At 69.2% G+C, this 8220-nt stretch carries 7 protein-coding genes and 1 pseudogene; 6 read left to right on the forward strand and 2 right to left on the reverse strand.

Translation table 11 applies throughout. The features are described from left to right. The first annotated feature begins 58 nt into the window (after positions 1–58). Positions 59–568, forward strand: a complete 510-nt coding sequence (locus C5N14_RS31310) for an O-acetyl-ADP-ribose deacetylase (protein ID WP_117673520.1) — start codon at positions 59–61, stop codon at positions 566–568. A gap of 94 nt (positions 569–662) precedes the next feature. Here C5N14_RS31310 and C5N14_RS31315 read toward each other — a convergent pair. Then, positions 663–2061, reverse strand: a pseudogene (locus tag C5N14_RS31315) (IS3 family transposase). A gap of 448 nt (positions 2062–2509) precedes the next feature. Beyond that, on the reverse strand, positions 2510–3388 hold the full coding sequence (locus C5N14_RS31320) for an alpha/beta fold hydrolase (RefSeq protein ID WP_117673505.1): 879 nt from the start codon (positions 3386–3388) through the stop codon (positions 2510–2512). Positions 3389–3458: 70 nt separating this feature from the next. Here C5N14_RS31320 and C5N14_RS31325 point away from each other — a divergent pair, with 70 nt between their 5' ends. From C5N14_RS31325 to C5N14_RS32805, 5 genes are all read left to right on the forward strand, one after another. Then, positions 3459–5465 (forward strand): BTAD domain-containing putative transcriptional regulator, encoded by a 2007-nt coding sequence (locus C5N14_RS31325; RefSeq protein ID WP_256371581.1) that lies wholly within the window; start codon positions 3459–3461, stop codon positions 5463–5465. Between the two features lie 285 nt (positions 5466–5750). Next, positions 5751–6329 (forward strand): DinB family protein, encoded by a 579-nt coding sequence (locus C5N14_RS31330; RefSeq protein WP_117673509.1) that lies wholly within the window; start codon positions 5751–5753, stop codon positions 6327–6329. Positions 6330–6516: 187 nt separating this feature from the next. Beyond that, positions 6517–7041: an HAD domain-containing protein gene (locus tag C5N14_RS31335; RefSeq protein WP_243640293.1), complete on the forward strand. Its 525-nt coding sequence runs from the start codon at positions 6517–6519 to the stop codon at positions 7039–7041. Between the two features lie 63 nt (positions 7042–7104). Next, positions 7105–7710: a site-specific integrase gene (locus C5N14_RS32800; RefSeq protein WP_207892960.1), complete on the forward strand. Its 606-nt coding sequence runs from the start codon at positions 7105–7107 to the stop codon at positions 7708–7710. Beyond that, a complete protein-coding gene (locus C5N14_RS32805) occupies positions 7646–8047 on the forward strand; it encodes a tyrosine-type recombinase/integrase (protein WP_207892961.1) in 402 nt (133 codons plus the stop codon). The genes C5N14_RS32800 and C5N14_RS32805 overlap by 65 nt, the downstream gene beginning before the upstream one ends. The last annotated feature ends 173 nt before the right edge of the window (positions 8048–8220 follow it).

Below are 8220 nucleotides of genomic sequence, written 5' to 3' on the forward strand. Positions count from 1 at the left end.
CTAGCCGGTTGCAGACGGTGGGCCGACACGCCTCCGTCTGATGTGCCAGGATTTTGCTGTGGCAGCGATCGAGGTCGTCATGGGTGACATCACGCGGGAGAACGTGGACGCCATCGTCACCGCCGCGAATGAGTCTCTTCTGGGCGGCGGTGGTGTCGACGGCGCGGTCCACCGCGCTGCCGGACCTCGCCTGGCCCAGGCCGGGGGTGCGATCGGCCCCTGCGAGCCGGGCGACGCGATGCCCACCCCGGCGTTCGACCTCGATCCACCGGTGCGGCACGTCATCCACACCGTCGGGCCGGTCTGGGAAGGCGGCGGCCACGGTGAAGCCGATGTCCTGGCCTCCTGCTACCGCAGGAGCCTGCAGATCGCCGACGAGATCGACGCCCGGACCGTCGCCTTCCCAGCGATCGCGACCGGCGTGTACGGCTTCCCTCCCGACCAGGCCGCCCGGATCGCCGTAGCAACGATCAGGTCCGCAGCCACGAACGTTCAACGGGTACGACTCGTCGCATTCGACGAAGACACCCGGAAGCACCTGCAGGCCGCGATGACAGCCACAGGCTGACCCGTCCGGATCTGTCGCGCGGGGCGTAGAAGGGGCCGGCATCGCGGTGGTCGGTCGCAGGCGGAACGTGTCAAGGGATTGAGGCCAACGGGAGTTAAGCGGCTTGTCGTTGTGGCTCGGGTTTGTTGATCCAGACCTGTGTGGGCAGGTCGAGGATCTTGGGTAGGGGTCGGGTGGTGCTGAATCGTTCCGGGTGTGCCGTCCGGGCTGCGGCGAGGGTGTCCTCGCGGTTGGCGCGGACGGTGTGGTGACGGCCGTGGTGGACGTCGGCGGGGGTGTGTAGCCGATCCCGGTGTGCCGGTGGGCGTGGTTGTACCAGGTCACGAAGTCGTTCATGAACGTCCGCGCCTGGGCGAGGGACGCGAACCGGTCCGGGAACACCGGCGCGTACTTCAACGTCTTGAACCAGGCCTCGCTGTACGGGTTGTCGTTGGACACCTTCGGCCGGGAGTGCGAGCGGGTGACGTCGAGGTCTTCGAGTAGGTCCGCGACCGATTTCGACGTCATCGACGTGCCCCGGTCGGCGTGCACGACGTGCGGGACGCCGTGGACGTCGAACACCTGGCGCATCATCGACTCGGCAAGGGGGCCGGACTCGCGGGCGTGCACACGGGCACCGACGATGTACCGGGAGTAGATGTCGATCATCACGTAGGCGTCGAAGTAGACGCCCTTGACCGGGCCGGCCAGCTTCGTGATGTCCCAGGTATAGACCTGCTGCGGGCCGTCGGCGACCAGTTCGGGACGAGCGCGGGCTGGGTGCCGGGCCAGCCGGCGACGCTCGCGCACCTGCGCGTGCTCGCGCAGGACCCGATACATGGTGGCGATCGAGGCGACGTACACGCCCTGGTCCAGCAGCGCCGCGTAGATCTGGGCCGGGGCCGCGTCGACGAACTCCGGACTGTTCACCAGGCGCAGGACCTGCTCGCGTTCGGCCGGGGTGAGCGCGTTCGCCGGCGCTCGCCGCACCGGCAGGGCCGGTGTCGGCCGCCGCCGGTCGCGCTCAGCGCTGGAGCGGGCGATCCCGGTCAGCCGCTTCGCCTCTCGCGTCGTGATCCTCGCGCTGGTCAGCTCGTGGTAGGCGGCCATCAGCGTCTGCCGAGCCCGAACACGTCCGGATCGTCCGGCTCGCTCCTGGAGATGTCCTCCAAGAGCTCGCGCGCTTTTCCCATGATCGTCAACGCCGTCTCGGTCCGCGCCAGCTTCGCCTGCGCCAACTCCAACTCACGGCGCAACCGGGCGATCTCGGCCTGCTCCGCCGACGGCCTCCCGACCGTCTCCCCAGCAGGCTTGCCCTGCAACAAACCCGCGTCCCGAGCCCGGCGCCACTCCGACATCAACGACGAGTACAAACCCTCACGCCGCAGGAACGCACCGCCCTCACCAGCCGCGACAGCCTGCTCATACCCGGCCAGTAACTCCAGCTTCTGCCCCGGCGTGAACGACCGGCGCGCCCGCGGCCCGCCCGAACGCGGACCCTTCTTCCGACTCATGACCCCATCCTGGGCCGTCGCGACGTCAACAGCAGTATTCAACGCTTCTCGATCCTGAACTCGCCCTGCACGGCGGACTTGCTACGAGCCGCTGGCCTCAACTCACCCTGACAGACAGGGCAGGTGCGGGGGAGGGGAGTGTTCACACCTGCGCCGATGCGGCGCAGCACAGGCCAGTCCGGGATGAGTGTGCTTGTCGTTTGTGGGCAAGACTGTCTAGTAGGGATAGTTGTCAGGCGTGCTGTGACGACGTGGTCGCATCGGTGTGGCTTGTTGGTGGGCCGGGCTTGAGTGGATGTAGCCGGGCGGCTTCGACCGATCGGACGCGGTCAAGCATCGGTGACACGGCGTGACTTCACCTGTCACCTGCCGGTGCAGCAGACCCGTCTGCGTATCCGGATCTGCCGAATTGAGCGCATCACCGCGCCGTCGGCGGGCAGACGATTCGCTACCGCGCGAGCAGGGAGCGCAGCACCTTGATGATCTCGTCGGGTGCTTCCTCGGCCATGAAGTGCCCGGCCGATGTGGTGCGGTGCTCCAGATCAGCGGCCCAGGTGCGCCATAGCGCGGCGGCGTCGAAGCCGAGTGCGGCTCCCCAATCCTGCTGGACGACGGTGACCGGCATGGACAGCTGGTTCCCGGCGGCTCGGTCGGTCTGGTCGTGTTCGATGTCGATGCCGGCCGAGGCGCGGTAGTCGGCGACGATGGAGGGGACCGCCTCGCGCGAGGCTTTCAGGTATTCCGCCCGCAGGTCCGCTGGAATGGCCTGCGGGTTCTGGGCCCATGCGTCGAGGAAGTAACCGAAGAAGGCGTCCGCGCTGGCGCTGATCATTTGCTCGGGCAGGCCGGGTGGCTGGGCCATCAGGTACAGGTGGAAGGCAACCGCGGCGGTGGACCCGTGCAGGATGTCCCACATGTCCAGGGTCGGCAGGACGTCGAGGGTGGCGAGGTGGGTGATCGTGGCGGGATGGTCGAGGCCGGCGCGGATGGCGACGAGGGCACCGCGGTCGTGTCCGGCCAGGGCGAAGCGCTCGTGGCCGAGCTTGCTGGCGAGGGTGACGATGTCGGCGGCCATGGTCCGCTTGGAGTACGTGTCGCCGTCGCGCGCGTCGGGCTTGTCGCTGGCACCGTAGCCGCGCAGGTCCGGACAGATCACGGTGTGGTCGGCGGCCAGGTCGACGGCGACGTGCCGCCACATGACGTGGGTCTGCGGAAAGCCGTGCAACAGCACGATCGGGCTGCCCGTACCTCCCACCGCCGCGTTCAGTGTCACGTCATCGTCGACCGTGACGCGCTGGTAGTCGAACCCGGGAATGGCAAAAGTCATGATCGTCCTTTTCTCGTCGGGTGGACGATTCCAGCGTGCCGGTCGCGGATGAGCAAACGATGAGCGCGATATGTTTGAGCCGAGGCGCGGAAGGGCGGTTCGATCAGTGCAGGTCAGGTTCGGTGTTCTCGGGCCGGTTGTCGCCTGGGACGGCGTCGGCGCGCCGATAGACCTGAAAGGGCCGAAACACCGCGCGGTGCTGGCGCGACTCGTCGTCGCGCGCGGCCGGGTCGTACCGGTCAGCCGCCTCGTCGACGACCTGTGGCAGGAGCCCCCACCGGGCGCGGTGGGCGCCGTCCGCACGTTCGTAGCGGCGTTGCGGCGCGCGCTGGAGCCGCAGCGTCCACCGCGTGAGCCGGCTCGGTTGCTGGTCACCGAGGGCCCGGGCTACGCGCTTCGGTCGGCGCCGGACGCGGTCGACGCCTGGCGGTTCGAGGACGCCGTCGCCGCCGCGTCCACCGCGCCCCCGCACGAGACACTCGAACGGATCGATCGTGCCCTGAGTTGGTGGCGGGGGCCCGCGTTCGCCGGCTTCGACGACGAGCCGTGGGCGCGTGTCGAGCGTTCCCGCCTCGAACAGCTACGGCTGAACGCGATCGAGCAGCGGGCCGAGGCGCGACTGACTGTCGGGCGTGCCTCCGACGTCGTACCGGATCTCGACGCCCACGTGGCCGAGCATCCGTGGCGGGAGGAGGCGTGGCGGCTGCTGGCGCTTGCCCTGTACCGCGCGGGACGCCAAGGTGATGCGCTTGCGGTACTGCGCCGAGCCCGCAACCTGCTCCTGAAACAGCTCGGCGTCGATCCGAGCCCGCGACTGCGTCGCCTGGAGACCGACATCCTCCGCCAGGCCGATCGGGTCAGCGACGGTCCCGGTTCGCCGGGACCGGAACGGGTCTGGGCGGAGACCGCGGCGGCATACGACCGTACCGTGGCGTCCGGTTCCGGGGCTCGACTGGAGTCGACGGTCGGCCTGCTGCGAAGTCTCGCCGTGACGGGGGCGAGCGGACTCGAGGCGGCGCGGGAGCAGCGGATCGCGGCCATCGCCGCGGCCGAGCAGTTGGGCGATCCTGAGCTCACCGCCCGGGTAATCGGCGGCTACGACGTACCCGCGGTCTGGACGCGCTCGGATGATCCGGCGCAGGCGGCGCAGATCGTCGCGGCGGCCGAGCGGGCCCTGGCCGCCCTTCGCCCCGGCCCGTCCGAGGCCACCCGAGCCCGACTGCTGGCCACGATCGCGGTGGAGTCACGTGGTACGCGCGCGGCGCGCGGGCCCGAGGCGGCCCAGCAGGCGGAGCGGACCGCGCGCCGCCTGGGCGACCCGGCCCTGCTGGCCTTCGCCCTGAACGGCGTGTTCATGCAGACCTTTCACCGCGCGGGCCTGGCTCCCGAGCGCGACGAGATCGGTGCCGAGTTGGTCATGCTCTCCGCCCGGCACGGCCTGGTGACGTTCGAGATCCTCGGTCATCTCGTCCGACTACAGGCCCGCGGCGCGCTCGCGGACTTCGCCACCGGCGACCAGTACGCCGCCGCAGCAGACCGGCTCGCCGAGCGGCACGACCGCCCGCTGGTCGGCGTGTTCACCCAGTGGTACCGCGCACTGCGACTGGCCGCGACCGGGCCCTCGCCACAGGCTGCGGAAGCCGCCTACCGCGACGCGGCAGCACAGCTCGCCAACGCTGGCATGCCCGGCGTCGAGCGGGGCCTCCTACCGCTGGCCCTGCTGTGCCTGCACGTGTGGCACGGCGAACCGATCTGCTTCGACGATGACACCGACTGGGGCCCTTACACGCCCTGGGTGCGTCCGTTCGTCCTACTGACCCGGGACCGCCTGGCCGATGCCGCCACGGCGCTGCGTCAGACCCCGGATCCGCCGCGCGACCTGCTGTTCGAGGCCCTGTGGTGCCTCACCGCCCAGGCTGCAATAGCCCTGGACGACCAGACGGTGATGAAACGCGCCCGGACCGAACTCACGCCAGCCGCCAACGAGCTGGCCGGGGCCGGCAGCGGCATGCTCACCGTCGGCCCCGTCGCACGTTATCTCGACGACCTCGACGCGGCCCTCAGCCGCACTCGATGATCCGGAGGGCTGAGCCATGAGATCCAGGTCGTCCCCCGATCGCCAGGCCACTACGAGCACGACCCTCCCGCATCGCCTTCGGTCTGCCGCCGACGACCGACAAACATGCCTTGATCACATATCCAGATCTGCCGCGACTCGCGCGCTACCCACCGTTACGACGGACGTCGACACATGGACATGGTGCAGTCAGAAACCGAAATCGCGTGACCGGCGCAGAGCCGCGGTTCGGAACGCGGGCGTACAGGGCATCGCGGCGGGCGCGGCGGTGAGATCCTGGGCGGCATGACAGACCTCGACGCCAAGGCGAATCTCTATCGGTATCTGCGGGAGGCGCGCGAGGCGCTGCTCGGGAAGCTCGACGGGCTGTCGGAGTACGACGTGCGGCGCCCGCTCGTGCCGACCGGGACGAACCTGCTCGGGCTGGTCAAGCACGTGGCTTCGGTGACCGCCGGGTATTTCGGCGAGGTGTTCGACCGGCCCTTTCCCGAGCCCGTCGCGGGCCTGGACGAGGACGCCGAACCGAACGCGGACATGTGGGCCGCAGCCGACGAGTCCCGCGAGGACGTCATCGGCCTGTGGCACCGAGTCTGGGCACACGCGGACGCGACGATCGAGGCGCTTCCGATCGACGCGCCCGGCTCGGTGCGGTGGTGGCGCCACACGCCGGTGACGCTGCATCTCATCCTCGTGCACGTGCTCGCGGAGCTGAACCGGCACGCCGGGCATGCTGACATCGTGCGCGAACTGGTCGACGGCCAGGTCGGCTGGCGGCGGCCCGGCGACAACGTGGTCGAGGGCGACGAGGCGTGGTGGGCCGCCTACCGCGAGAGGCTGGAATCCACCGCACGCGAGTTCGCCTGAGGACGCGGTCTTCGCGTAACCCGCGGATGCCGTCCAATTCGTCCGAGAAACCGTTCGCATTCTGCCAGCGGCCGTCGCAGCCTGAAGCAAGATCACATGCACGGATTTGCCGCATCTCGCGCGCTGCTGAAGGTTGTCGGCCGCTGGCTCCAGCGGCCCGGACCGCCCATCGCGGTACGGTTCAGCAGTGCCTGCCAGCGTCGGACGATCGTTGATCTTTGTCGACATCGACGGCGTGCTGATCCCGCTACGGGCCCGGCCATCCGGAGTCAGTCGTCGTTGGAGCGACAGGGCGGCAGACGGTCCCGACCGCCACGGCAATCCTCTGTTGGACCGTCTCGATCCCGCCGATGGTCGTCGGCTGCTTGCTCTGCCGGGTGAACTGGTCTGGGCCAGCACCTGGATGGCCGAAGCCAACACGGTCGTGGCGCCCCTGATCGGTCTTCCCGCGCTGCCCGTCGTCGACTGGCCCGACGATGTCGAGGGACCACCGCGTGGGGTGCACTGGAAGACCAGACCGTTGGCGCGTTGGGCGGCAGGACGCCCGTTCGTCTGGCTCGACGACGAGACCAGCGACGCTGACCGGCGATGGGTCGCCGCACATCACCCACAACCGGCACTACTGCACCGCGTCGACCCGCACATGGGACTGACCGGCATCGATCTCGCGGCAGTGCGTCAGTGGCTGGACCACGGAGACGAAGTCGGCTGATCGACTGCGCACATCTGCCGCTCCGGGGGGACTGGCGTTCATCACCGCTGGTGGCGCACGGTGATGTATGACAACCTCTCCTGCTTCCGCTTTCAGCTTGTACCGACCGATCAGCTCGTTCTGCGTTCCGCAGTGTCCGCCTTCTTGGGCCGCTACCGTGGGCAGACTCGCGTCCATACCGAGTCCGACCTGCGAGTCTTCCTCCATTGGTGCACCGACCAAGCCCTTGATCCGTTCGCCATGGCTCGGCTGGACGTCGAGCGGTACGTGCGCTGGCTGCAAGACGTTCGCCGGTACCAGCCCTCGACGGTTTCGCGGCGCCTGTCGGTCGTGGTCGGGTTCTACCGGGTCTGCGTCATCGACGCCCTCCTGGAGCACTCGCCCGCCGACTACGTCCGCCGGCCCACGGTGCCGGCCGAGTCGCCGACCCTCGGACTGGGGCACCTGCAGTTCGAAGCTCTGATCACCACCGCCCGCATGTCCTCGAACCCGAACGATCTCGCCTTGATCGCGCTCTTGGGTCTGCTCGGGCTGCGAATCTTGGAATCCTGCGGGTCAAACATCGCCGACCTGGGGCGAGGAACACGGCCACCGGGTCCTGCGCGTGTGCGGCAAGGGCGGCAAGGTCGTTCTCGTCCCGCTGCCACCCGCGGTCGCCCGAGCCATTGACCGGGCCGTCGATGAGCGCACCAGCGGGCCGATCCTACGCAACACCCACGGTCGGCGGATGGACCGGCACGCCGCCACCCGCCGACTCAAGCACCCCGCCGTTGCCGCAGGGGTCCGTATGCCGAGGATGCACTCCCACATGCTGCGCCACACGTTCGTGACCACCATGCTCGACGCCGGCGTCAGCCTCCGCGACGTGCAGATCGCCGCCCGCCACACCGCCCCGCGAACCACCATGCGCTACGACAGAGCCCGCAAGAACCTCGACCGGCACCCCAACTACATCCTGGCCGCGTACATGGCCTCCGGGACATGCCCCCCAGGACTCGGCGGTTGACCATGCGTTTGAGCTTCACGCGGGTGCCTTCGACGTGTTTTGGTGAGGGCTCGACGCCGAGGGCGAGGCAGATGCCCTCTGCTCGCATGCCGCTGGACGCGGTGCAGAGGACGTGCAGGATCTGCTGGTAGGGGGCGCTGGCTGTCGTCGAGTGCGGCCGGAATACTAACTAT

It is taken from the genome of Micromonospora sp. MW-13, assembly GCF_003434305.1.
GTDB lineage: Bacteria > Actinomycetota > Actinomycetes > Mycobacteriales > Micromonosporaceae > Micromonospora.